Source organism: Solwaraspora sp. WMMD791, assembly GCF_029581195.1.
GTDB lineage: Bacteria > Actinomycetota > Actinomycetes > Mycobacteriales > Micromonosporaceae > Micromonospora_E.
The window spans coordinates 1227666-1253169 of the sequence record NZ_CP120737.1 but is presented as its reverse complement, the minus strand read 5'-3'; the positions used below and the strand labels follow the sequence as shown (position 1 = coordinate 1253169).

Here is a 25504-nt window from a genome sequence, read left to right as displayed (position 1 = left end):
GCTCCGGCCGACGCCCGCCCAGTTTCCGGCGGTCAGCCGCCGGCGGCCGACGGCCGGTCCGCCGCCGACCCGATCGCCTGTTGACGACGAGCCTCGGCGCTGCCGAACTGCTGGCGGCCCCCGGCGGTACGGGCGGCCCGACCACGCGGACCGGTCCCCCTACTGCTGCCGGGGTCGGGTCCGCCCGCCCCGGGGCGGCCCAGTCGCGCGGTCGTCGGCCGGCCCGGCGCTGCGGTCGGATGGTCGCTGGGCGGTGCCAGCTCCGCTGCCTCGGCTGGCCCGGCGAGCTCGCTGCGGGCCCGCGGCAGCCAGTCCGGATGATGCCGCCGCAGGAACCCGAACAGCCCTTCGCGCAGTTCGCAGCGCAGGTCCCAGGAGCTGGGCGCGTCGGCGGCCGAGGCGATGACGCGGACGCAGATCGTCGTCTCGGTGGCGTCGACCACCTGCATCACCCATTCGCGACGGTCCCACAGGGCGGAGGCGTCGACGATCCGGTGTGCCTCGGCCCGCAGCACGTCGATGTCCGCGGTGAAGTCCAGGTGCAGAATCACGCTGCCCAGCACCTGGGCCTCGTTGCGGGTCCAGTTCTGAAACGGCGTGGTGGTGAAGTAGGACGTCGGCAGGATCAGTCGACGTTGGTCCCATACCCGGACGACGACGTAGGTGAGCCGGATCTCCTCGATGCGGCCCCACTCCTGGTCGACCACCACCACGTCGTCGAGGCGCAGTTCGTCGCTGAACGCCAGCTGCAGGCCGGCGAAGACATGGCCCAGCACCGACTGCGCCGCCAGGCCGGCGACCACACCGGCGACCCCGGCCGAAGCCAGCAGCGATGCGCCGAGGGCCCGCAGCTGGGAGAACGTCATCAGGGTCGCGGCCAGCGCGACGATGCCGATGATCACCGCGGTGAGGCGGCGCAACAGCCCGATCTGGGTACGGGCCCGTCGACGTCGCCGGTTGTCGGCCATGTCCACCGGCAGCCGACGGAAGGCGGTGTCCTCGAAGACGAACAGGATCCGGATCACCAACCAGGCACCGGCGTAGATCAGCCCGAGCAGCAGGATGTGCAGAACGTCACCACGCAGGTCACCGGTGAGGCCACTGAACGGCACCGCCGTCAGCAGCCCGCCGACCAGTAACGTCGCCCGCCACGGACGGTGGCACTCCCGGTGCAACGTGGTGAGGAACGCGGCGTACCGGCCCCGTGCGGCCAGGCGGATCACCCGGGCCGACAACCAGGCGAGGGCGAGTGCCCCGCCGACCGAGGCGATCACCGCCAGCACCAGGCGGCCCACCTGCTCGTCCCACATCCTCCGGTCGCCTCCCCACCCACGTGCGCGTCGTGTCGCGTCGCCCCCGGCGGGGACCCGCCGGTCGCTGTCCGCCGGTCGCGGACCCGGCCGGTCGCTGCCCGCCGGTCGGTCAGGCTCCCGGGTCGACGGTCAGCCGGTTCTCCACCGAGGTCACCCCCGGTGCCGACCAGGCGATCCGTTCCGCCTCCTCACGTTCCAACCAGGACCGGACCACACCCTTGACGACGACCCGGCCGCCGTCGGTGTCGACGGTGATCTGCCGTGCGTCGGTGGTGGCACTACGGATCAGCGCGTCGGTGATGCTGCGGCGCAACTGCGGCGCCGACGGGTTGATCCGGGGCCGGACCGCGATCAGATTGGTGACGCCACGGACCCCGGAAAGGCGGCGGACCGCCCGTTCCGCGGCTCGGCGCTGGAACTCCCACTCCACTTCGCCCTTGAGCGTGACCCAGCCCTGCGCCACGGTCACCTCGAGACGTTCGATCGGGACGAACGCGTCCCATTCCAGAGCCCGGGTCGCGGCACCCGCGACGTCGGCGTCGGTGCGCTCCGCCGAGCTGGGCAGCCGTACCTCCACGTCGTTGGCGACGGCCACGACGCCGCGTACCCGGTGCGTGGTCCGCTCCGCCGCCCACTTCTTGCCGTAGTTGTCGACCCAGCCGAGCAACGTCACCACCCCGTCCCGCACGGTCACGCCGATCTGGTTGGGTTGCACGCGGGCGTCCCACTTGAGCTCCTCCAGGACATCGCGCTGGATCTCCTCGTCGGTACGTACCGTGGCGGCGGTCATCGTGTCCTCCCATGGCGTTGCCTGGCCCGGCTGTCTAGAGCAGCCGCAACTCCCGGGCCCGGCGCACGGCTTCCCGACGGCGCGGGGCGCCGAGCTTCTGGTAGATGTTGCGCACGTGGGTCTTGACGGTGTTGACCGACAGGAACAGTTCGGCGGCGATCTCCCCATTGGACAACGTGCCCTGCAGGTAGCGCAGCACCGTCAGTTCCCGCTCGGTGAGCGGCTCGGCCAGCGTCGTCACCGGCCGGTGCCGGTCGGCGGGCCGCCGACCGGCGGAGTCGACGAGATCGTTGACGTACCCCCGGTGGCGGGTGCCCGAGTCGAGATGTTCCACCAGCAGTTCCCGCACCGGCGTGCCGGCCTGGGTGAAAACTCGCCGGTGACCGTCCGACACGGCTCGGTCGAGCACCCGTTCCAGCAGCTCGCGGGCCCGTCGCTGGTCACCCAGCGCCCGCGTCGCCACCGCCTCGATCACGCCGCTGTCCAGTCGCTGCAGTCGGGTCAGCGCGTCGGGGCCCGCCAGGGAGTCCGGGGACAGCGCGGCCAGGGCGGCGGCCGGTTCACCGGCCAACAGGTGCAGCCTGGCCAGCGCGATCCGGGCCTGCGTACGGACCAGTTGCGGGTACGCCGTCGGGTCGGCCACGCCTGTCGCGGCCGGGTCGGCCACCGGCCCCGGCCCGGCGGCGGCCCCCGCCAGTGTGGTCAGCAGCTCCCGGGCCCCGCCGAAGTCGCCACAGGCCATCCGGGTCTCCGCCACGGCCAGTCGACGCAGGCCCGCGTGATGGCCGCCGGCACCCGCGCCGTCGGCCGGAGTGAGCAGTTCGGTGACCGCCCCGAAGTCGCCTTCCGCGTGGCGCAGCCAGGCCTGTGCCAGTGGCTCCAGTCCGGCCACGGTAGCCACCGCGCCCGGCCCCGCCAGCGCCGCGACCTGGCCCAGCTGGCGGGCGGCGTCGGGCAGGTCGTCGCGGTGCAGGGCGATCAGCGTCAGCGCGAGATGCGCGGCGGCGGCGTGGCCGGCGCACCGCCGCCCCGGGCAGGCCGGTGTGGTCAGCGTGGTCTGTGCATGCCGGTGTGCCTCGGTGAGCCGGCCGCCCTCGGCGCTCAGCAGCGCCAACTGACCGGCGGCGAACCGGCGCGCACAGGGGGACACGCCGTCACCCGCATCGACGACCTCGGCCAGTACGGTTTCGGCGCCCGACAGGTCGCCCGACCCGTACCGGGCGGTGCCCAACAGCACCGACGCCACCGTCCGTGCCCGATCCGCCACCGGCCGCGGCATCGCGGTCGTGGCGGAGAGCAGCTGCTCCGCGTACCGCACCGCCGGGGTGAACCGGCCCTCGACGAGGGCCGCAGCCAACCGCGCCGCGATGACGCCCGACTGGCCGCCGTCGGCCGTCGGGTCTGCACAGTCGGCACCGGTCCCGGGGACGGGCGGGGTGCCGGCGGTGCCGTTCGTCTCGATCCGGTCGAGGGCTACCGCCAGCAGCAACGCCGGATGGTCGGCGGCGGTCGTCGGTAGTGGCCCGGCCGTGGCGTCCTGGTGGCCGCAGAGCAGCAGTTCGGGCCAGTGCGCGTCGGCCAGCGCGGCCGCCCCGACGACATCGGCCACGACCAGTGCGTGCCGCAGCGCGGCGAGTGGGCGGCCCTGGTCGCGGTGCCAGGTGTAGGCCCGATGGTGCAACCGTGGGACCTCGTCGGGGTAGTGGTGCAGCAGTTCAGCGCGCAGCGTGTCGGCCAGCATCGGGTGACAGCGGTACCAGGTCGGGTCACCGCCGCTGGTGCTGACGAAACCGGCCGCGACGCGGGCGGCGGCGGACAGCCGGTCGGCGGCGTCGGCCCGGCCGGTCAGCGCGTCGGCCAGTGGGGCGCAGACCTGGTCGAGCAGCGCCGTGTGTACGAGCGTCTGCCGCGCCGCCGGGTCGAGCGCGCCCAGCACCTCGGCCCGCAGATAGTCGGCGATAACCGGGTCCGCGCCGCCATCGCCGCCGGGCTGTCCGGCGGCGCCCTCGTCGGGTGGACCGACCGTCAGACTCACCAGGCGTACCCCGGCCGGCCACCCTTCGGCCCGCCGATGCAGGTCGCGGACCACTTCCACCGGCCGGTCGAGGCCCTGCTCGGCGACGAGACGCTGGGTTTCGTCCCAGGTCAACGCCAACTCGGTGGTGCCGATCTCGGTGAGTTCGCCGGTCAGCCGCAGTCGGTGCAGGGCCAGTGGCGGCTCGCTGCGGCCGGCGATCACCAGACGTAACCGGCCCCGGCAGTGCCGCAGCAGGAATTCCAGCCCGCGCAACACACCGACGTCCGACACGGTGTGCATGTCGTCCAGTACCACCAGCACCGGCTCGGGTTGGGCGGCGAGTGCCGAGGCGAGCCGGGGCAGGAACAGCTCGACGTCGTCACCTGGCACCGGCAGCCCGGGGCGGTCCGCCGGTCGGCGGCCGAGCGCGGTGTCGAGTGCGGCATGCAGGTAGGTCCAGAAGCGGGTGCCCCGGTCCGCCGGTTCCACCGTGAGCCAGGCGAGGATGCCGGACCCCTGCCGCGCGGCGAACCAGCCGGCGAGCAGGGCCGTCTTGCCCCAGCCGGCAGGAGCTACCAGCAGGGTCAGCGGTCCGTGCGTACCGGTGTCCAGCCGACTGGCCAGGCGCGGGCGCTCGATCAGACCCGCTGGCGGGCCGGCGGCGGTGATCTTCGAGGCCAGCAGCGGTACCGGGCCGACGCCCACCGGGTCGGTCGGCCGCAGCGCGTGGTTCGGCTCCGCCACGGTGTCCTGTCCGGCTGTACGCATCCGCCGCTCCCGTCGCGATCCGGCCGTACCGCTGGCGGGCCGGCCTGAGGTGGTTGTCGTCGCAGCGCGTTCCCCGACCGCTGCGGATCTAACGCGCCGGCCGGAGGCATAACCACCCCGGGCGAGTGAACGGCGCTCATCCGCGACGGCGCGACGATCGCCCGCATGAGCACTGGAGAAGGCGTACCGCTGCCGGACGCCGCGGCGCCGGACTTCTGTCTGCCGGTCGGTGCCGGGCGGTGGCTGCGCCTGGCCTCGTTGCGCGGACGTCCGGTGGTGCTGTTGTTCTACCCCGCCGACGACAGCCCGGTCTGCGCGGCCCAGCTGGCCGGCTGTTCGGCGGCGCTGGCGCAGTTCGACCGGTACGGGGCGGTGCTGCTGGGGCTGTCGGTGGACGGGCACCGCTCCCACCGGGCGTTCGCCCAGCGACAGGGGATCGGCTTCCCGCTTCTGTCGGACTCGGTACCCCGGGGCGCGGTGGCCCGCCGCTACGGCGTCTACCAGCCGCAGGAGGCCATGGCCGGCCGGGCGCTGTTCGTGCTCGACGGCGACGGTGTGGTGACCTACACCCACCTGGCGTCGATCGACGACGATCCGGGCGTGGACGGGATCCTCGACGCGATCCGGCGCATTCCGCCCGGTGAGCCGGCCGCCATCCGCGCCCGCTCCACAGATATCAGTTTTTATCCTGCTTTCACGGGGTAAGCCGAATCTATCCGGCCGTAGTGTCGGCTAACGCAGGGGGTGCGCCGTGAACGATGTCCCGTCCACGCACACCGAGCAGCAGCAGCCGTTGCGGATCGCGATGATCGTGCCGCCCTACTACGAACTTCCACCACCCGGATATGGCGGCGTCGAACAGGTCTGCGCGGCGCTCGTCGACGCGTTGGTGGCCCGAGGAAACGAAGTCACCCTGTTCGGTGCCGGGAGCAAGACCGGCACCGCCGCCAACTTCGTCAGCACCGTACGGGAACTGCAAGCCGACCGGCTCGGCCATTCGCTGCCTGAGCTCGTGCACCTGGCCCGGGTGGACCGGCTGATCGAGGACGACACCTTCGACGTGGTGCACGACCACACGACGGTGGGGCCGCTGGCCGCCGCCCAGCGCCGGGTGCCGACCGTGGTCACGGTGCACAATTCACCTGACGGCGAGCTCGGCGAGTATCTGCGCGGTATCGACCGGGCGGTGGCCCTGGTGGCGATCTCGTACGCCCAGCGCCGGGTGGGTGCCGGTCTGCCGTGGGCGGCCACCGTGCACAACGGTCTGGCCGCCGAGATCCGGCCCAAACCGGCGCCGACCGACGGCCCGGTGTTGTGGCTGGGCCGATTCTCTGCCGACAAGGGCCCTGACCTGGCCATCGAGGCCGTCCGGCAGGCCGGTGTCCGGCTCGTGCTGGCCGGCAAGGCGACCGAACCGTCGGAACAGCGCTACCTCGACGAGGCGGTCCGTCCGATGCTCGGCCCTGATGTGGAGCTGCTGGTCAACCCCGACCGGGCGCGCTGTTGGCAGCTGCTGGGCGCGGCGCGCTGCCTGCTGATGCCGATCCGCTGGGAGGAGCCGTTCGGCATGGTGATGCTGGAGGCGATGGCGTGTGGTACCCCGGTGGTGGCGCTCAACCGGGGTGCGGTGCCCGAGGTGATCCGTCACGGTGAGACTGGAGTGGTGTGTGACGACCCGGCCGAGTTGCCGGCCGCGATCGAGCAGTCGCGTCAGTTCGATCCGCAGGCCTGTGCCGAGCATGTCCGCACGTCGTTCTCACCGGATCTGATGGCGTCCCGGTACGAGCGCATCTACCACCGGTGGAAGCACGCGATGCCGGCGACGTTGCCGGCCGGGCCGGCGGCCACCTCAGCCGAGCTGCTCCCGGCGGTCGCCAGCGGCTGACCGGCGTGGTGTCGGCCCGCCGTGGTGGAGGCCGCCGGCGCCGATCGATCCCGGTGACGGGCCCGCCGTGCTGGCGGGCCCGGCTGCCGTCTTGGCCGGGGTCCGCCGTGTCGCTCACGCCGTGCTGGCATCCGGGTCGGCCGCCTCGGGCAGCGGCCGCGCCAGCAGCTCACCGACGCCGGTGATGTCCAGCACGCTGGCGAGGAAGGCAGGAACCTCGTGCAACCGTACTGTCGCCTGCTGCTCCTGGGCGACACGCCAGGCGTACACGATCGCCGCGAGGCCGGTACTGTCGATGAAGGTGAGCCCACGCAGGTCCAGGACCAGCTGAGCCGGTCGTGCGGCGAGGGCCAGGTCGACCTGCTGGTGTACCAGGGCGGCTGTCTGGAAGTCGAGGTCGCCGGCGAGACGTAGTACGGCGTCCTGCGGCGCGTTCGTGTCCGTGGTCACGACGAGTGGGGCCGCTGTGGTGTCCGATCCGCCACCCCACACCGGAGAATCACCCCTTCTGCGCCGTCAGTGGCGTTTCGTTCTGCCGCCGGACGTGGCGGTCCGGTCGTCGTCTCCTCGCGCCGGTGTCCGCCTCCGTCGTCTGATCTGCGGCAGGTCGGGCCCGGCTCAGCTACAGGGTAGACCCGTCCGCGCCAGCGTGCTCGGCCGCACGCTCGGGTGGCGCTTCGCCAGCCGCCGCGTAGGGTGGGGCACGGGCAGTGACGCTGGGTGTCGTCCCGGAGTCGACGATCGATACGAGGAGTGGGGCCTGGGCTGGTGAGCACCGCCGACGTCACGAACTGGGATTCGGGCGACGGGCGGACATCCACACCCGAGCCGGCGACCGTGGCCGGGGGGTCCGATCCGTCCGACGCCGGTGCGCCGCCCGCGGACCGCCCCACGGCACCCGCTGTCGCGCCCGCGGCGGGGCCCGGGTTCGAGATGGCCGCCGCGATGGACAACTTCCGCGAAGGACTGGTGATCTGCGACGCCACCGCGGTGGTGCGACACATCGACGCCACGGCGCGTCGGTTGCTGCCGGAGCTCGTGGTCGGACAGGTCGTCGCGGTGAGCGGGGTCGGTGGGCTGGACGCGGCGATGCGCGACGACGGCGGCGAGCTGACCCATCGTGGGCTGCGCCTGCGACTCCGCCGGGTGCCTCTGGGCCGGGACCGGACCGCGTGGTACGTCGACGACGCCACGGAGAGCACGGCGCGCTCCGACGCGCTGCTCGCCGAGCGGGCCCGCTGGATGTTCCTCGCGACGGCCAGCCAACGGCTGGGTAATCCGCTCCACGAGGATCGCGCCGCCCGGGCCGTGGTCCGCCTCGCCGTACCGACGCTGGGTGACGTCGCCGTGCTGGTCGTCGCGGCACGCCGGGGACAGGCGCGGTGGTGGCGGGCACGCAGCGAAGGCACCGCCGACCCGCAGGTCGACGGCGGCGTGCTCGCCGTCGGTGACCTGCCGGCGGCCTTCGTCGAGACACTCGCCGGTGCGGCGGCGACATCCGTGGACTGGCTCGCCGAGCAGATCGTCGACCTCGGCTGGCTGACTCCGGCACAGGCGTCCGACGCCGCCGTACGGGTGGTGGGGTTGCCCGGCAGCGCACGACCGACCGGTGCCCTGCTCGTCGCGCGGCGCTGTGCGGTCGGCTTCGACGAGGCGGACCTGCATCTGCTGGGCGGGTTCGCCGCCCGCGCGGGTTCCGCTCTCGACGCCGCCGTCCTCTACCGGCACCAGTCGGAGATCGCCGAGACGTTGCAGGCCAGCCTGTTGCCGACCGACCCGCATCCGGTGCCCGGCGTGCAGTGGGGCACCGCGTACCGGCCGGCGCAGTCGTCGTTGCGTATCGGTGGAGACTTCTACGGTGCCTTCGGGCTCGCCGACCGCGACGTCCTGTTCTTCCTCGGTGACGTCTCCGGCAAGGGTGTCGACGCGGCCGTCTTCACCGGCCAGGTCAGACAGGGACTGCAGGCGCTGCGCAACGTCGAGACCGATCCCCGGCGGCTGCTGCGGTTGCTCAACGAGTCGGTGCTGGAGACCACCCAGGCGCACGGCCAGGGCCGGTTCGCCACGATGGTGCTGGGGACCGCGAGCCCGACGCGTGACGGTGGGCTGAGCCTGACCCTGGCCGGCGGAGGGCACCTGCCGCCGCTGGTGCTGCGTGGTGACGGCACGGTGGAGACGGTGCCGTTGACCGGAATGCTGATCGGAGTGGTGCCGGACCCGCGGATCGGCCAGCTCACCGTGGAGCTCGCGGCGGGGGACACCTGCCTGCTCTACAGCGACGGGGTGACCGAGGCGCGCGGCGGGCGGTACGGCACCGAGCAGTACGGCCTCGCCCGGCTCTGTGCGGCGCTACGCGGGTGTCATCGGATGCCAGCGCCAGCGCTGGCACAGCGGGTCGAACAGTTGGCCGGGGACTGGCTGGCCGGCCGCGACCATGACGACATCGCGGTCCTCGCGGTCCGGGCGCAGCCGCCGGCGAGCCGCCAGCGGGACCGCCACCTGCGCGCCGTTCCCGACCCCGAGGTGGCGGAGGACGGACGGTAGTGACGGCTGTCTCGCCCGTCGACGTCACTGCCGCGTACCCGGCGTTTCTCGACTGTCTGGCCGAGGCCGACGAGTCCGGCGCCAGGGAGTTGGTCGACGACCTGCTGGACGCCGGGCTCCCGGCGGAGTCGGTGCTGCTCGATCTCGTCGCACCGGCACAGGTGCAGGTCGGTCGGTGGTGGCAGCGTAACGAGTGGTCGGTGGCCCAGGAACACGCGGCCACGCACATCAGTGAACAGGTGGTGACCGCGGTCGTCGCTCGGGCCGCTCCCCGAGCGTGCCGGGGGCGGGTCATCGTCGCCTGCATGGACGGCGAGTGGCACGCGTTGCCGCCCCGGCTGGTCGCCGAGGTGCTGCGACTGCGCGGCTGGCAGGTCACCTTCCTCGGTGCGAGTGTGCCCGCCGTACACCTGATGGCGTACCTGCACCGGCACGACGCGGTGGCGCTGGCCCTGGCCTGCGCGTTGCCGATGCGACTGCCGCAGGCACATCAGATGATCGAGGCCTGCCGTCGGGCCGACGTGCCGATCCTGGTCGGCGGCCGTGGCTTCGGCCCGGACGGCCGGTGGGCGCGTGCGTTCGGGGTGGCCTGGGCACCGGACGCCCGTGCCGCCGCCGACCTGCTCGCCGCCGCGGGCGAGGTGTCGTCCGGGACGGCGGCGCCGACGGGCCGGCTCGGCGGCGAGGAGTACGCGGGGCTGGTGAAGCGGCGGGCCGAGATCATCGACCTTGCGCTGGACGACCTGCGCCACTCCGAACGGATCACCTCCGGTTACACGCAGGCACAGTGGGACGCCACGATCGCCGATCTCGGTCATCTGGTGGACTTTCTCGCGGCGGCTGTCTACATGGACGACGGTGACCTGTTCGTCGATGCCGTTTCGTGGACGGTCGAGGTGCTGCGGGCACGTGGCGTTCCGCATACCGGGCTCCTTAGAACGCTGAGTGTATTCTCTGCGACCCTGCGTGATTTTCCTCGTGCCTACGAATTTCTGCTCGACGGTCGACGCGCTGTCGCCCGCGCGCTTCCTTGCTGAGTCCGGCGTCACCGATCATGGCGGCACCTGGGGTGTCCACGTCGATCGGTGTCGTGGGCGAGCTTCACGGGCTGTTTCCAGAAACGGGCGTAAAGTTATATTAGCAATATTGATCGCGTACTGGAGTAAAAGACATTTAGCTATACCAACCGTCACTTATCTTCTTTATCCTTCGCTCCGAAGCGTCGGATGGAGGAGGTGGCGAGATGCGTGACAACGATTGGATCTGATCCGGGACCTGTTGTGTGGACGGTGAGTTATGAGACGCTAACGCGAGGCTCATGTGGAGGGTGCTGTCCGAACGGGAAGTGAGGCGACGGCGGCGGTGCGTAATGATGAGGCGGACCGGCGGCTGGTGCCACTCGTCGGACTCATCGTCTGCTGTGGCCTGGTGGCGCTGGCATGGGCGGTGTCGCAGATCGCGACAACGCCCAGCCTGCCCGCCCTGCACCACCCGCTGGTCCTGGCCAGTCTGGTCGCCGTGGCGAGCGGATGCACCGTACCGATCCGGATCCGTGCCCCGCAGGGCATCTCGCCGACCAGCGCGGCGGTGCTGGTCTCGGTGGCGGTCCTGCCGCCGTCCTGGGTGGTGGTCTGCACGGCGCTGGGCGTGGCGGCCGGCCGACTCGTCGCCGGGTCGACTCCGCTCAAGGTCGCCTTCGCCAGTGCCAAGGAGTCGCTCGGCGCACTCGGTGCCGCCTCGGCCGCCGCCTGGTGGGGACTGTCCCCGGCACTCGGGTCGACCACCCACCTGACCCGGTCCTGGGCCACGACCACACTCGCGTTGTGCGCGGCGGCCCTGGCGTACGCGGTGGTGGACGAGACCCTGCCGGTGCCGGTCGTCTCGCTGGCGGAACGCACGTCCTGGCGACGGGTGGTCCGCCGCGGCGCCGGAATGCGCGCCGTGGTGAAGGTCGCCACGCTGCTGATCGCGATGGTGACCGTGGTCGTCGTCGCGATCGACGCGCGGCTGCTCGTCGCCACCCCACTGGCCGTGCTGCTGCTGCATTCCGGCTACCGCCGCAGACTGCACCTCGCCGAGGAACGGGCGGCGTGGCGGCAGCTCGCCGAGACCACCGACGCCCTCAACGACGTGGACCTGGACGCCGTCGTACGGACCGCGCTGTCGGGAGCCGGCCGGTTGTTCGCGGCGCGACTCGTCGAGATCGAATTCCAGCACGGCCCACAGCGCCGCCTCGTCCGGGGCGATGAGCACGGCCTACGGTACGACGGCCCGGCCGATCGTGCACCGCCGCGTACCGACGACGGGGTGGTCAGCGTGCCGCTGGGGGCGGCGACCGCGCCAGCGGGCCTCGGCACGTTGCGACTCGGCTTCACCGGCGCGGCGCTGTCCGACCGGGAGCGCTACACCCTACGGACCTTCGGTTCCGCCCTCGGCACCGCGATCCGCAACGCCATCGCCTACGCGCAGGTCACCGAACTCGCGGCCCGGCACGAGCACGACGCCACCCACGATCCGTTGACCGGCCTGGCCAACCGTCGGTACCTGCGGGAGCGCCTCGCCGGCGCGTTGTCCGACCGACGCAGCCTGCCCCGGACCGCGCTGCTGCTGATCGACCTTGACCACTTCAAGGAGGTCAACGACACCCTCGGGCACTCCGCTGGCGACCAGGTGCTGATCGAGGTCGCCCGGCGGCTCTGTCAGGGAGCGACCGACGACCTCGTGGCGCGGCTCGGCGGGGACGAGTTCGCCGTCCTGCTCACCGGTCCGACCGCCCCTGCCCGCGCCGAGCACCACGCACGGCAGATCCTGCAGGTTCTGCGGGATCCGATGGATCTCGACGGGATCCGGATCAGCCTGCGGGCGAGCGCCGGGCTGGCCACCGCGGACGGCAACACCAGCACCGAGGAACTGCTGCGTCGGGCGGACGTCGCCATGTACCAGGCCAAGGAGCACGGGCAGGGCCTGTGCCGCTACGACCGCAGCCGCGACACGGCCGACCCCGACCAGCTGGCGCTCGGCGGCGAGCTACCCGGCGCGCTCGCCGCCCGCCGCTACACGGTGGCCTTCGACCCGGTCGTCGACCTCGGCAGCGGTACGGTCGTCGCAGCCGGGGCGACCGTCCGGTGGGGGCAACCGGACCTCGGTGACCAGCCGGCCCAACGCCTGCTCACCCTGGTCGAGCGGTCCGGGTGGCTGGCCGAGTTCACCCGGGGCACGATGGACCGCGCGCTGGCCGCGGCCCGGTGCTGGCGCGACGGTGGGTTCGCCATACCGGTGTCGATCGGAATCAGCTCGCGCAGCCTGCTCGATCCGGCGTTTCCCGCCGAGGTCCGGCGGCTGCTGGCGGCCCACCAGGTGCCGGCGGACCTGCTGACCGTCGAGTTGACCGAGACGGTCGGGACCCCCTGCCCGGAGCTGGCGCTGCGCGCGCTGCGCCAGTTGCACGACGACGGCGTCCGGATCGGGTTCGCCGGATTCGGCACCTCGGACGCGCCGCTGTCGGCGCTGTTGAGGATCCCGGTGCACCTGGTGAAGGTGGACCATCAGTCGCTCGTCGCGGCGGACAACTCCCCGCTGGCGCTACGGTCCCTGATCGGCCTCGGACGCGACCTCGCCGACACCGTCGTCGCCGACGGGGTCTCCACCGAGGCGCACCGGCGTACCCTCTGGGAGCTCGGCTGCGCCGCCGGGCAGGGCCGGTTGTTCGGCCCGGCGGCTGCCGGTGCCGACCAGTTGCTCGCCGTGCTGCGGCGCGGTTGTGACGGAGTGGTCGGGGCACTCGTACCCCGGTTGCACCCCGGTGCCCACGTGGTCCGGATGCCACGTCTGCGGCGGGCCGGCTCGGGTTGACCACACCGAGCGCCGCCGGGGTCTGTGCGAGGTCAGCCCGGCGGGACGCCGACCCGGCTCTCCTCCGGTCGGGCGGCCACCACGTCGACGGTGTGCCGGCTGCCGTCGGTGGCGCAGAACGGCCAGAGCAGGTCCGCCCGGCGGACCAGGGCGGACAGCTGCTCGCCGCTGAGGCCGCACGAGGAGACACTCGCCCGTACCTCGGCGCGGTAGCGGCCGTCCGCGTCCCGGTGCAGCCGGGTCTCGGCGCGGACCTCGACGGTGTGTGACTCGTCGGTGATCTCGGTGGCTGCCTCCACCGCCGCGTGGTGCAGGCAGGAGGCGAAGGCGGCGGCGAGCAGTTGCTCCGGGGTCAGCCCTGAGCCCTGCGGCGCCAGCGGTGAGGACAACCGGCTGGAGAACTCGCCGTCGTCGGTCCGGACCCGACCCGCCACGGCGGTCGCTGATGCCTGATGGATCCAGGTGTCTGAGTCGCCCATCGTGCCCCCTCCGCGTCGTCCGCCCACCCCGCGTACCCGTCGGGTGCGGGGGGAAACACCGCCGGGTCGGTGTCCGGGATACGCCCGTGTCGGTGCACTGGTCGGGCGCCGACGCGGCCGGCGGGCCGGCGGGCGGTCGCACGCTATCGTGGGATCTTTCGTGGGCTGCGGACACGATCGGATCCACGCACCGGTCGGCGCGGGCGCGTCGAGGCGGACAAACAGGGGGAAAGTGTGTCAAGTGTCGTGGGCGCCCGTGGTCGTGACAACGTCGGTGACGCGCACCGGATCGCCTCGGCCGCCCCGGACCCGGCCGCCGAGCTCGCCGCGGAGCAGCAGTACGTCACCATGCTGTACGAGCAGGTGGACCGGTTACGCCAGCAGGCGCAGCAGCGACTGGCCGCGGCCCTGCGCTCCACCGGCGGAACGCCGCAGGCCCGCTCCGAGCGGGAGAGCACGGTGGCCCTGCACAGCGAGCGGATCGCCCAGTACGGCGCCGTGGAGAACGGACTCTGCTTCGGCCGGCTCGACCTGACCGACGGCACCCGGCACTACATCGGCCGGATCGGTCTGTTCGACGAGGACGGTGACTACGACCCGTTGCTGATCGACTGGCGGGCACCGGCCGCCCGACCGTTCTATCTGGCGACGGCGGCGGCACCCGACGGGGTGTGGCGGCGCCGGCACCTGCGTACCCGGCTGCGGACCGTGACCGCCCTCGACGACGAAGTGCTCGATCTGGACCTGGCGCGCGACCGGCCGAGCACTGCGGTGACCGGCGAGGCGGCGCTGCTCGCCGCGATCACCGCCGGGCGCACCGGTCGGATGAAGGACATCGTCGCGACCATCCAGGCCGAGCAGGACGAGATCATCAGGGCACCGGTGGACGGGGTGCTCGTCGTGCAGGGTGGTCCGGGCACCGGCAAGACCGCCGTCGCGTTGCACCGGGCCGCGTACCTGCTGTACACGTACCGGCGGGAGCTGTCCACCCGTGGTGTGCTGGTCGTCGGCCCCAACGCGACGTTCCTGCGTTACATCGCGCAGGTGCTGCCGTCGTTGGCGGAGACCGGCGTGCTGCTACGTACCCCGGGGGAGCTGTTCCCCGGAGTGCGCGCGACCCGCGCCGAGCCTGCGGCGGCGGCCCAGCTCAAGGGGCGTGCCGAGATGGCCGCCGTGGTCGCGGCCGCAGTCCGCGATCGCCAGGAGGTGCCGGACGAGACCGTCGTGATCGAGGTGGACGGTCATCGGCTCCGGCTGACCCCGCAGATCTGTCAGGCCGCCCGGGACAACGTCCGGCGGGCCGGGCGGCTGCACAACCTGGCCCGCCCACTGTTCGACACCGAGATCGTGCACGCCCTGGCCAACCAGATCGCCGAGGAGATCGGCGTCGATCCGTACGCCGACGATCCGCTCGGTGGCGACGACGCGCCCGGCGACCCGCAGGTGCTCGCCGAAGCTGATCTCGCCGAGATCCGCCGAGAGTTGCGGACGGACCCGGGGCTGCGGTCGGCGTTGGACCGGTTCTGGCCGGTGCTGACCCCGCAGCGGCTGCTGACCGACCTGTACGCCTCCGACGCCCGGCTCGCCGCCGCCGCGCCGCACCTCGACGCGGCCGGCCGGGCGCTGCTGTTGCGCCCGCCCGGTGGTGGCTGGACCCCGGCGGACGTGCCGCTGCTCGATGAGGCCGCCGAGCTGCTGGGTGAGGACGACAGTGCCGAGCGTACGGCGGCTGAACTGCGTCGTCGCGCCCGCCTGGAGTACGCCGAAGGTGCCCTGGAGGTGCTGCGCGGGTCGGAGTCGATCGACGTGGAGGACGAGGCCGAACCCGAGATCCTGGCCGCGACGGATCTGCTCGACGCCGAGTCGCTGGCGACCCGTCAGGTGGCGGGTGACCATCGGACCGCGGCCGAGCGGGCCGCCGCCGACCGCCGCTGGACCTTCGGCCATGTCGTGGTCGACGAAGCGCAGGAACTGTCGGCGATGGCGTGGCGGTTGTTGATGCGTCGCTGCCCGAGCCGGTCGATGACGATCGTCGGGGACGTGGCACAGACCGGCTTCCCGGGCGGTGCCGCCGCCTGGTCGGACATCCTGGAGCCGTACGTGGCCGACCGGTGGCGGTTGGCGCAGTTGACCGTCAGCTACCGTACGCCTGCGGAGATCCTCGCGGTCGCCGCCCGGGTGCTCGCCGCGATCGATCCCGACGTCAGCGTCCCGCAGGCCGTCCGGGAGTCCGGAGTCGAACCGTGGTGGGAGCAGGTGGCCGGGCCGCAGGAGCTGGCGGACCGGCTGGTCGAGCTGGTCCGGCGGGAACTGCCCCAGGTCGGGGCAGGCCGGCTGGGGGTGATCGTGCCCGCCGGCGGTGCCGGGCCGCTCGGCGAGGCGGTCCGGGCGGCGGGGGTCGGCCCGGTCGCGTTCGGGGAACAACCGGATCTCGCCGCGCCGGTGGTGGTGCTGACCGTCGCGCAGGCGAAAGGGCTGGAGTTCGACTCCGTGATCCTGGTGGATCCGGGCGCGATCCTCGCCGAGTCGGCGCGGGGACGAAACGACCTGTATGTCGCCCTGACCAGGGCGACGGCCCGGCTCGGCGTGCTCTACCCCGGAACGCTGCCGTTGGTGCTGCGTACCGGGGACGAGTAGGTGCCGCGTCGCGCCTCACCTGCCGTTGTCGAACTGTTACCCAAGCGGGCGACCGTGCCGTCGGGCAGGGCGGCCAGCGGGGTGAACCCCGGCAAAAGGCCGTGAAATGCGACAACGCTCCCGCGTGATGAGCCCGTTGCGGGCGGCGTGGTGCGTGGGGCTGTCGGTGTCGGTGAGACGGGCGGCGTAGGGTGGTGGACGGCAGTTGTCCGCCAGGTGGCGGGCCGGCGAACCAACGGTGACGCCGGCTCGGCTCGTCGGCGGCCGATCGCCCAACCCTGTAACGGCACGAGACTCGACAGTTGGGAGGTGGCCGGCATGACTGACCCATTGGCATACCTTGACGCCGGATCCGGCAGCTTGATCGTTCAAGCGGTGGTCGCCGGTGCGGCCGGGATGGTCGTCGCGACGAAGCTCTACTGGCGCCGCCTGGTCAGCCGATTCCGCAAGCAGCCCACCAAGAAGGACTGAGCGGCACCACGTCGATGATCTCCGAACCGACCACCTCGACGTCACACGACGAGCCCGGCTCCTTCCGGGATCCCGGGAACCAGATCTTCTACGCTGGCGACCGGGTCCTCAGAGGGCTGGGTCCCCAGGCCGCGAAGGACTGGTCGGCGGTTGCCGCCAGCGCCTTCCTTCCGCCGCTGCTCGCCGCCGGCAAGGTGATCGGCACCGAGCCCGCCGAGGCGGACGAGGTGCCGCCGGAGGCCGCCGGGCGGTGGACGACAGTGCTGCGCCACGAGCGGGTGCCCTTCGTGTCCTACCCGTACGAGTGGTCGTTCGCGATGCTGCGTGACGCCGCCCGCCTGCACCTGGAGATCCTGCAGGCGGCACTCGCCGACGGGGTGACCATGACCGACGGGTCGGCGTACAACCTGCAGTGGCGCGGCGCGGATCCGGTCTTCATCGACGTGGGCTCGTTCCAACCCGGTGCCGCCGGCGAACCATGGGCCGGGTACCGGCAGTTCTGCCAGACCATGCTCTACCCACTGATGCTCCAGGCCCACCTCGGGCTGGACTTCCAGCCGTCGCTGCGGGCCCGCATCGACGGCATCGAGCCCGGCCAGATGCGCCGGTTGTTCGGCGGTACGCGGCGGTGGCGCGCCGGGGTGTTCAAGCACGTGCACCTGCACGACGCCATCCAGGCCCGGCACGCCGGCACCGCCACCGGCCAGGTCCGCGAGGAGATCCGCGACGCGGGATTCTCCACCGAACTCGTGCAGGCCACGGTCCGCGCGGTCGCCCGGCTGGTCGACCGCCTGGACTGGGCGCCACCACGCAGCCACTGGGTCAACTACCAGCAGACCTGTACGTACTCCGACGACGACCGGACCGTCAAGACGGCCTTCGTCGACGCGGAGCTGGCTGACCGGCGGCCCGCGACGGTCTTCGATCTCGGCGCCAACGACGGCACCTATTCACGGATCGCGGCGAGGCACGCCGACTACGTGGTCGCGGTGGAGAGTGATCCGGCGGTCGTCGACGACGTCTACCGTCGGCTGCGCGCCGAAGGGCAACGTCGCATCCTGCCGATCCTGATGGATCTCGCCGATCCCTCACCCGGTGGGGGATGGGCCGGCGACGAGCGTGCCTCGTTCCTCGCCCGGGCCCGGGCGGACACCGTGCTGGCGTTGGCCGTCGTGCACCATCTGGCGATCGGGCGCAACGTGCCGCTGCCCCGGGTCCTCGACTGGCTGACCGCGATGCTGCCCGACCAGGGCCGCCCCGGCAAGCTGATCATCGAGTTCGTGCATCCGGACGACCCGATGGCCCAGCAGTTGCTCGCCAACAAGCCGGCCGGGCTCTTCCCCGACTACCACCGGGCCGAGTTCGAACGCCTGCTGGCCGACCGTTACGAGATCACCCGACGGGAGGAGCTCCCGTCCGGGACGCGGACCCTCTACGCCGGGGTGGTCCGTGGCTGACGCCGATCCGGCGCCGGCCGATCCGACGGCGCCGCTCGATCCGGCGCCGGTAGCGCCGCCGGCCGGGGTCGGCACCGGGTCCGGTGGGGAGCTACGGCGGCTGCTGGAGATCGTCGCGCTCTGCGGACTGGTCGTCGCGCAGCCGCTGCTCGACGTCGTCGGGCGCAGCCCCGACTTCTTCCTGTTCCACGGGGCCGGGACGGCCGAGATCCTGCTGCTGGTGGCCTTCTACACCGTCGTACCGCCACTGGTGTGCTGGCTGCCGGGGCTGGCGGCCGGGTTGGCCGGCCCGCCGGCGCGTCGCGTCGCGCACCTGGTCACCCTCGGGCTGCTGTTGGCCGCGTTCGCCGTACAGGTCGGCAAGCAGATCTCGCCGCTGCGCGGTGCGCTGCTGCTCGGTCTCGCCACGATGGTCGCGCTGGGCGGAGTGTGGGCGTACCGCCGCTGGAGCGGAGTCGGCCAGTTGCTGCGGCTGGCGTCGGTCGGCCCGATCGTGTTCGTGGCGCTGTTCGTGTTCGCCTCGCCGGCGTCTGCGGTCGTGCTCGCCAGCGGCCAGGAAAGCTCCGGGCCGGGCACGGCCACCGGGGCGGGGCATCCCCCGGTGGTGGTCCTGGTCCTCGACGAGCTGCCGCTGGTGTCGCTGCTCGGCCCGGACGGTCGCATCGACGCGCAGCGCTTCCCGCACTTCGCGGAGCTGGCGGCCGGATCGACCTGGTACCGCAACTCCACCGCGGTCGGCGGTTGGACGCCGTACGCGTTGCCGGCGATGCTCAGCGGCCGGTACCCGCAGCACGAGGTGGCGCCACACTACTCCCAGCACCCCGACAACCTGTTCAGCGCGCTCGGCGGCACCTACGACATCAAGGCGCAGGAGAGCATCACCGAGCTCTGCGCGCCCCAGGTGTGCCCGGCCACCGACCAGGCCGCGACGAGCACCCTTCCGGTGCTGCTACGGGAGACCGGGCAGCTGCTGGGCCAGATTCTCGCGCCGGTGGACAACCATGACGATCCGACCGCGAGTTTCCGGGAGCCGACGGCCCGCGACGCCGGGCTGACCGGACCGGCGAGCGCCGCCGACGAGGCCGTACCGAGCGACCCGAAGTTTCGGTTCCACACCCTCAACGACCACCAGCCGGCCCGGTTCGCCCAGTTCATCGATGGGTTGTCCCGGCCCGACGACGGTCCTACGCTGCATTTTCTGCACCTGCTGATGCCGCATGCGCCGTGGAACTACCTGCCGTCCGGGGTGCGCTACGAAGCTCCCGGTGACTTCCCGAACGAGGGTGCCGGCTGGGTGCAACTGGCCCGGCAACGACACCTCGCCCAGCTCGGCTACACCGACGGGCTGATCGGGCAGACCCTCGACGTGCTGCGCTCCAGCGGTCGCTACGACGACGCTTTGCTGGTCGTGACCGCCGACCACGGGGTGAGCTTCACCCAGGGAGCGCAGGGGCGCGGCATGGGCGCGGTCGAGGCGGCACCGGCCGAGGTGCTCTGGGTGCCCACGTTCGTCAAGGAGCCAGGCCAGCGCAGTGGCCGGGTGGACGACCGCAACTGGGAGCACGTGGACCTGCTGCCGACCATCGCCGCGCACGCCGGCATCACGCTGCCCTTCGACGTCGACGGCATCTGCGGCGGGTGTCCGCCCCGGCAACGGGCGGACAAGGAGTTCCGCGACGTACCTGGCCAGCCGGTGACGGTGCCGGGCCCGGCGACCTTCGACGCGTTGCTCACCGGGCGCGGCGGGCCGCCGTTGCCGGCGCCGATGCTGCCGGAGCTGGTCGGCCGGTCGGTCGGGGACCTCCCGGTCACCGACGACGGGGTGCGGGCGGAGATTCTCAACATCGCCGACTTCAGCGGCGTCGACCCGGCCAGTGGGGAGCTGCCGATGCTGGCGTACGGCGAACTGCCCGCCACGGTGGCGACCGGTGCACCGATCGCGGTCGCGGTCAACGGCGAGATCGCCACCGTGGTGCCGGCGCTGGCTCCCGACGCGAAAGGGCGTCGCTTCGCGGTGCTGCTCCAGGACGAATCGATGCTGCGCGCCGGCGACAACCGTCTCGAGCTGTTCGAGGTCGTCGACGGCGGTACGCAGCTCGTCCGGCGCTGGTGACCGTACCAAGTCTTGATTTTTGCCCGGTTTTGGGGCGAAGGCGCCACTTGATCGGGTGACGCATCCCTCACCCTCGCCCTGTCCCTGTGGCAGCGCCACGCCGCACGATTACGGTAAAAAGTGAGGCACTCGACGAAGATCTGCCGGCGAAGCGAGGGACCATATGACGGATGTGAAGCTCGACCATCCTGGTGGCCAACTGTCGATGCCGGTGCAGCCGGCCGTCGACGGGCCGCCCGGGATCGAGATCGGCGCGCTGCTGAAGGAGACCGGCCACGTCACGTTCGACCCCGGGTACGTCAACACGGCGTCGTGCGCGTCGGCGATCACCTACATCGACGGTGACGCCGGCATCCTGCGCTACCGGGGCTACCCGATCGACCAGCTGGCGGGCAAGGCCTCGTTCCTGGAGGTCAGCTACCTACTGATCTACGGCGAGTTGCCCACCAGCGACCAGTTGGCGGCGTTCAGCGAGCGGATCTCCCTGCACACCCTGCTGCACGAGGAGATGCGCCGGTTCTTCGACGGGTTTCCGCGTGACGCCCACCCGATGGCGGTGCTCTCCTCTGCGGTGAGCGCCCTGTCGACCTTTTACCAGGACAGCCTGGACCCGTTCGACACCGACCATGTGGAGATCTCCACGGTCCGGCTGATGGCCAAGGTGCCGACGATCGCCTCGTACGCGCACAAGAAGTCGATCGGCCAGCCGCTGCTCTACCCCGACAACTCACTGGGGTACGTGGAGAATTTCCTGCGGATGACGTTCGGCGTGCCGGCGGCCCGGTACGAGGTCGATCCGGTCGCCGCACAGGTGCTCGACATGCTCTTCGTGCTGCACGCCGACCACGAACAGAACTGCTCGACGTCGACGGTACGGCTGGTCGGATCGAGCAACGCGAACCTGTTCGCCTCGGTGTCCGCCGGGGTGAACGCGCTGTTCGGCCCGTTGCACGGCGGCGCGAACCAGGCCGTGCTGGAGATGCTTCAGGAGATCCACGCCTCCGGCGGTGACGTCCAGGAGTTCGTCCGGCGGGTCAAGGGCAAGGAACGCGGCGTCAAGCTGATGGGGTTCGGTCACCGGGTGTACAAGAACTACGACCCACGGGCCGCGATCGTCAAGCAGGCGGCGCAGGACGTGCTCGGCCGGCTGGACAAGCCGGATCCCCTCCTGGACATCGCCATGCAGCTGGAGGAGATCGCTCTCGCTGACGACTTCTTCGTCTCCCGCAAGCTCTACCCGAACGTGGACTTCTACACCGGCCTGATCTACAAGGCCATGGGGTTCCCGCCGAAGATGTTCACGGTGCTGTTCGCGCTGGGTCGGCTGCCCGGCTGGATCGCGCAGTGGCGGGAGATGATCGCCGACCCCAGCAACAAGATCGGCCGCCCCCGGCAGTTGTACGTCGGACCGGCCGAGCGCGGCTTCGTGCCCATCGCGCAGCGCTGAGCGGTCTGCCGTACCCCGACGTGTCGCTGATGTGGCGGATCTGAGTGGTCCGCCACATCAGCGACACGTCTCGTTTCAGCCCGGGGCGTCGGCCGGCACCGTCGACGGTGCCGGTTCGGGGCGTAGCCAGACCGCCGCGAACGGTCCGACCGCGACGGTGGCGCTGACCGGCTGGCCGGACAGCGCGGGACCGCCCGCCGTGACGGCACCGCAGTTGCCGACGTTCGATCCGCCGTAGCAGTCGGCGTCGGTGTTGACGACCTCCCGCCACCGGCCCGGCGTCGGCAGCCCGATCCGGTGCTCGTGGCGCGCCATCCCGGAGAAGTTGACCACGCACGCCAGCACGCCGCCGTTGGCGTCGTAGCGCAGGAACGAGATCGTGTTGGCGTCCCGGTCAGTGTGGTCGATCCAGCGGAATCCCGCCGGCACCGTGTCCTGCTCCCACAGCGCCGGGCAGTCCCGGTAGGCCGCGTTCAGATCCCGCAGCAGACGCTGTATCCCGCCGACACCGGGGTCGTGGGTCAGCGACCAGTCCAGGCCGCGCTGCTCGCTCCACTCCTGCTCGTCGGCGAGTTCGCAGCCCATGAAGAGCAGCTGCTTGCCGGGGAAGGCCCACATGTAGGCCAGCAGGCCGCGCAGGCCGGCCAGCCGCTGCCAGCGGTCTCCGGGCAGCTTCGCGGTCAGCGAGCCCTTGCCGTGCACCACCTCGTCGTGGCTGATCGGCAGCAGGAACTGCTCGGTGTGGGCGTACGCGGCCGGCCAGGTCAGCTCGTCGTGATGGTGGCTGCGGTGCACCGGGTCCCGCGCCAGGTAGCTCAGCGTGTCGTGCATCCAGCCCATGTTCCACTTGAGTCCGAAACCGAGCCCGCCGGTGTCGGTCGGGCGGGTCACGCCGGGCCAGGCGGTGGACTCCTCGGCGATCATGACGATGCCCGGGTGCAACCGGTACGCGGTGGCGTTGAGCTCCTGGAGCAGTTCGATCGCCTCGGTGTGGGAGTTTCCGCCGGAGTGGTTGGGCAGCCACTGACCCGGGCCCCGCGAGTAGTCGAGGTACAGCATCGACGCCACCGCGTCGACCCGTAGCCCGTCGATGTGGAACTCCTCCAACCAGTACAGCGCGTTGGCCACGAGGAAGTTGCGCACCTCCCGGCGACCGTAGTCGAAGATCAGGCTGCCCCAGTCCGGGTGCTCGCCCCGGCGGGGGTCGGGGTGTTCGTACAGCGCGGTGCCGTCGAACCGGGCCAGCGCCCAGGCGTCGCGGGGGAAGTGCGCCGGCACCCAGTCCAGCAGCACCCCGACCCCCGCGCCGTGCAACCGGTCCACCAGGTGCCGGAACTCGTCGGGCGTGCCGAACCGGGAGGTGGGGGCGTAGTAGCCGGTCACCTGGTAGCCCCAGGAGCCGCCGAACGGGTGCTCCATGACCGGCATGAACTCGACATGGGTGAAGCCCAGGTCGGTGACGTAGTCCACCAGCTGATCGGCCAGTTGCCGGTAGCTGAGCCCGGGTCGCCACGACCCCAGGTGCACTTCGTAGATCGCCATCGGTCGGGCGTGGTGGTCGCTACGGCGGGCGGCCAGCCAGTCGGCGTCCTGCCAGACGTAGCCCGACTCGTACACCACCGAGGCCGTCCGGGGCGGCACCTCGGTGGCGGCGGCCATCGGATCCGCCCGATCGGACCAGGAGCCGTCCGCACCCTGGACGCGGTACTTGTACCGCTGTCCGGCGACGACGCCGGGCACGAAGCCGGCCCAGACGCCACCGGTGCCGAGCCGCTCCAGTTCTTGTCCTTCGTACGGACCCCAGCCGGGTCCGTCACCGATCACGCGGACCCGGCGGGCGTTCGGCGCCCACACCGCGAACCGGCATCCGCCGGGTCGCGGGTGGGCGCCGAGCATCCGCCACAGCTGCTCGTGGCGGCCTTCGGCGAACAGATACAGGTCGAAGTCGCCGATCGTCTCGGTCAGCGGGGCCTCCCGGGTAGGGGTCACCTGCTCCCCGCGCCAGCGAGGAGGTTTCCGTCCGGGATGACGATAGTGGCCCGGCCCTGCGCCATCCGAGAGGCCGCCCGTTCCGTCGCGAACGCCGAGGCCTGGGCGATGGCGGCGGCGTAGGTGGCGGCGGTGCGGTACGCGATGGCCGCCCACCCGTACTGGTCGGTGACCATCCGCCGGGCCCGCCGGGCGACCTGCCGGGCGAGGTCCGGATCGGCCAGCAGGGCGTCGACCGCCGCGACCAGCCCGTCGGTGTCCTTGGGCTGGAACGTCATCCCGGTGACGCCGGGCTCGACGATTTCGGCGAGGCCGCCGGTGGCGGCGACCGCCAGCGGCGCGCCGGCGGCGGCACCCTCCAACGCGACCATGCCGAACGGTTCGTAGATGCTGGGCACCGCGAAGCAGTCCGAGGCAGCCATCAGGGCCGGCAGGTCGGTGCCACCGAGGAAGCCGGGCAGCGTGACCGCGTCACGCAGACCGAGTCGGTCGATGTCGGCTTCCAGCTCGCTTCGGTACGGGCCGTCGCCGGCGATGACCAGGCGCAGCCCGGGGTGGCGTTGGCGTAGCCGGGGCAGGGCGGCGATCAGGTGCTGGACACCCTTTTCGTAGACCAGCCGGCCGACGAACGACACCAGCGGGCCGTCGCCGGCGAACCGTGCGCGGGCGTGGGCGACCGCGTCGGCCGGGACCTGCCAGCGTCGGGTGTCGACCCCGTTGGCCACCACGTCGACTCGGTCGGCGCGGGCACCGAAGAGGTCGATCACCTCGTCGCGCATGTAGCCGGAGCAGGTGATCACCCGGCCGGCCTCGTGACTGAGCCAGTGCTCGATGGAGTGGATGGACTTGTTCATCTCGTCGGGGAGCCAGCCCTGGTGGCGGCCGGCTTCGGTGGCGTGGATGGTGGCGACGAGGGGGATGTCGAGGTGCTCCTTGAGGGTGATGGCGGTGTGGGTGACGAGCCAGTCGTGGGCGTGGATGACGTCGTATTCGGCGGACTGGGTGGCGCGTAGGGCGGCGCGGGTGAGGGTGTGGTTGAAGGCCATGGTCCAGGCGAGGAGGCTGGGGGTGGCCAGGGGGAACAGGGGTGGGTCTTCGGCGGCGCGGATGATGCGGACGCCGTCGGCGTATTCCTCCAGGGGTGCGCCGGGGGCGTGGCGGGTGACGACGGTGACCTCGTGGCCGGCGTTGGCCAGGGCGACGGAGAGGGCGTGGACGTGTCGGCCGAGCCCGCCGACCAGTACCGGCGGGTACTCCCAGGACAGCATCAGGATGCGGCGGCGACCGTCGGCGGAGTCGCCGCCGACGCCGGTCGGCGGGTGCGGGCGTGACGTCGGGACCGGACGGCACGGACCGTCCTGGGTGACCAGTGCGTTGGCGAGCTGGTCGCCGATCCGCAGGGTCATCGCAATCTTCTCCATCCATACGAGCAGGTGCGGGTGCCGGCACCGGCGGCGGCAGGGGCGGGAGGTGCTCCGGTGTTGCTTTCTGGTGCGCGAGGTGTTTCTGGTGCGGCGGTGTCTGCTGCGAGCACGCGCGAAGGTGCGCCGGCCGTTCGGCCGACGAGGTGCGGTAGGGGTGGCCGATCGGCCGGTCGTGGCGGGCTCGCGCTGCGGTGCGCGTCGTCGCCCGTACTCAAGCAAACGGCATGACGACCGGATTCGCATCCCGTAACGGCCGGAGGTGACCGAAGACACGGCCGGCGCGCGGCGTGGGGGTGCCCGGGCGGCGGTGACGCGTCC

Annotated in this window: 17 protein-coding genes; 10 read left to right on the top strand and 7 right to left on the bottom strand. The window is 72.0% G+C overall.

All coding sequences use genetic code 11. The features are described 5' to 3' along the window. Positions 1 to 32: 32 nt before the first annotated feature. The 3 genes from O7623_RS05345 to O7623_RS05335 all read right to left on the bottom strand — a co-directional run bounded on the left by O7623_RS05345 (position 33) and on the right by O7623_RS05335 (position 4888). Positions 33 to 1310 carry a mechanosensitive ion channel domain-containing protein gene (locus tag O7623_RS05345; protein ID WP_282227475.1) on the bottom strand — a complete coding sequence of 426 codons (1278 nt, stop codon included), beginning with the start codon at positions 1308 to 1310 and terminating at the stop codon, positions 33 to 35. A gap of 112 nt (positions 1311 to 1422) precedes the next feature. Then, entirely contained in the window at positions 1423 to 2103 is a 681-nt protein-coding gene (locus tag O7623_RS05340; protein WP_282227474.1) for a BON domain-containing protein, read from the bottom strand. Between the two features lie 34 nt (positions 2104 to 2137). Then, positions 2138 to 4888: a LuxR C-terminal-related transcriptional regulator gene (locus O7623_RS05335; RefSeq protein WP_282227473.1), complete on the bottom strand. Its 2751-nt coding sequence runs from the start codon at positions 4886 to 4888 to the stop codon at positions 2138 to 2140. A gap of 165 nt (positions 4889 to 5053) precedes the next feature. On the opposite strand from O7623_RS05335, the gene O7623_RS05330 reads away from it, so the two are divergent. Then, positions 5054 to 5593 carry a redoxin domain-containing protein gene (locus tag O7623_RS05330; RefSeq protein ID WP_282227472.1) on the top strand — a complete coding sequence of 180 codons (540 nt, stop codon included), beginning with the start codon at positions 5054 to 5056 and terminating at the stop codon, positions 5591 to 5593. Positions 5594 to 5693: 100 nt separating this feature from the next. Continuing rightward, positions 5694 to 6773 carry a glycosyltransferase family 4 protein gene (locus O7623_RS05325; protein WP_282229319.1) on the top strand — a complete coding sequence of 360 codons (1080 nt, stop codon included), beginning with the start codon at positions 5694 to 5696 and terminating at the stop codon, positions 6771 to 6773. 114 nt (positions 6774 to 6887) lie between these two features. Here O7623_RS05325 and O7623_RS05320 read toward each other — a convergent pair whose 3' ends face one another. Then, positions 6888 to 7223 (bottom strand): STAS domain-containing protein, encoded by a 336-nt coding sequence (locus tag O7623_RS05320; RefSeq protein WP_282227471.1) that lies wholly within the window; start codon positions 7221 to 7223, stop codon positions 6888 to 6890. A gap of 318 nt (positions 7224 to 7541) precedes the next feature. Between O7623_RS05320 and O7623_RS05315 the strand changes: the two genes are divergently transcribed. The 3 genes from O7623_RS05315 to O7623_RS05305 all read left to right on the top strand — a co-directional run bounded on the left by O7623_RS05315 (position 7542) and on the right by O7623_RS05305 (position 13169). After that, entirely contained in the window at positions 7542 to 9317 is a 1776-nt protein-coding gene (locus O7623_RS05315; protein ID WP_282227470.1) for a PP2C family protein-serine/threonine phosphatase, read from the top strand. After that, on the top strand, positions 9317 to 10354 hold the full coding sequence (locus tag O7623_RS05310) for a B12-binding domain-containing protein (RefSeq protein WP_282227469.1): 1038 nt from the start codon (positions 9317 to 9319) through the stop codon (positions 10352 to 10354). The genes O7623_RS05315 and O7623_RS05310 overlap by 1 nt, the downstream gene beginning before the upstream one ends. 325 nt (positions 10355 to 10679) lie before the next feature. Beyond that, positions 10680 to 13169 carry a diguanylate cyclase gene (locus O7623_RS05305; protein ID WP_282227468.1) on the top strand — a complete coding sequence of 830 codons (2490 nt, stop codon included), beginning with the start codon at positions 10680 to 10682 and terminating at the stop codon, positions 13167 to 13169. 32 nt (positions 13170 to 13201) lie between these two features. Here O7623_RS05305 and O7623_RS05300 read toward each other — a convergent pair whose 3' ends face one another. Then, entirely contained in the window at positions 13202 to 13648 is a 447-nt protein-coding gene (locus O7623_RS05300) for an OsmC family protein (protein WP_282227467.1), read from the bottom strand. 348 nt (positions 13649 to 13996) lie between these two features. On the opposite strand from O7623_RS05300, the gene O7623_RS05295 reads away from it, so the two are divergent. The 5 genes from O7623_RS05295 (at position 13997) to O7623_RS05275 (ending at position 21773) form a co-directional block, all read left to right on the top strand. After that, a complete protein-coding gene (locus O7623_RS05295) occupies positions 13997 to 16285 on the top strand; it encodes an ATP-binding domain-containing protein (protein ID WP_282229318.1) in 2289 nt (762 codons plus the stop codon). 318 nt (positions 16286 to 16603) lie between these two features. Next, complete coding sequence (locus tag O7623_RS05290) at positions 16604 to 16756, top strand: hypothetical protein (RefSeq protein WP_282227466.1); 153 nt, start codon at positions 16604 to 16606, stop codon at positions 16754 to 16756. A 14-nt stretch (positions 16757 to 16770) separates the two neighbouring features. Beyond that, positions 16771 to 18213: a methyltransferase gene (locus tag O7623_RS05285; protein WP_282227465.1), complete on the top strand. Its 1443-nt coding sequence runs from the start codon at positions 16771 to 16773 to the stop codon at positions 18211 to 18213. Beyond that, positions 18206 to 20326: a sulfatase-like hydrolase/transferase gene (locus O7623_RS05280; protein WP_282227464.1), complete on the top strand. Its 2121-nt coding sequence runs from the start codon at positions 18206 to 18208 to the stop codon at positions 20324 to 20326. The genes O7623_RS05285 and O7623_RS05280 overlap by 8 nt, the downstream gene beginning before the upstream one ends. 163 nt (positions 20327 to 20489) lie before the next feature. After that, on the top strand, positions 20490 to 21773 hold the full coding sequence (locus tag O7623_RS05275; RefSeq protein ID WP_282227463.1) for a citrate synthase: 1284 nt from the start codon (positions 20490 to 20492) through the stop codon (positions 21771 to 21773). 75 nt (positions 21774 to 21848) lie between these two features. Here the strand turns inward: O7623_RS05275 and glgB are convergent, their stop codons facing one another. Both glgB and O7623_RS05265 read right to left on the bottom strand, forming a co-directional pair. After that, on the bottom strand, positions 21849 to 23762 hold the full coding sequence (glgB, locus tag O7623_RS05270) for a 1,4-alpha-glucan branching protein GlgB (protein WP_282227462.1): 1914 nt from the start codon (positions 23760 to 23762) through the stop codon (positions 21849 to 21851). Further along, complete coding sequence (locus tag O7623_RS05265; RefSeq protein WP_282229317.1) at positions 23759 to 25030, bottom strand: glycosyltransferase family 4 protein; 1272 nt, start codon at positions 25028 to 25030, stop codon at positions 23759 to 23761. The genes glgB and O7623_RS05265 overlap by 4 nt, the downstream gene beginning before the upstream one ends. Positions 25031 to 25504: the final 474 nt, after the last annotated feature.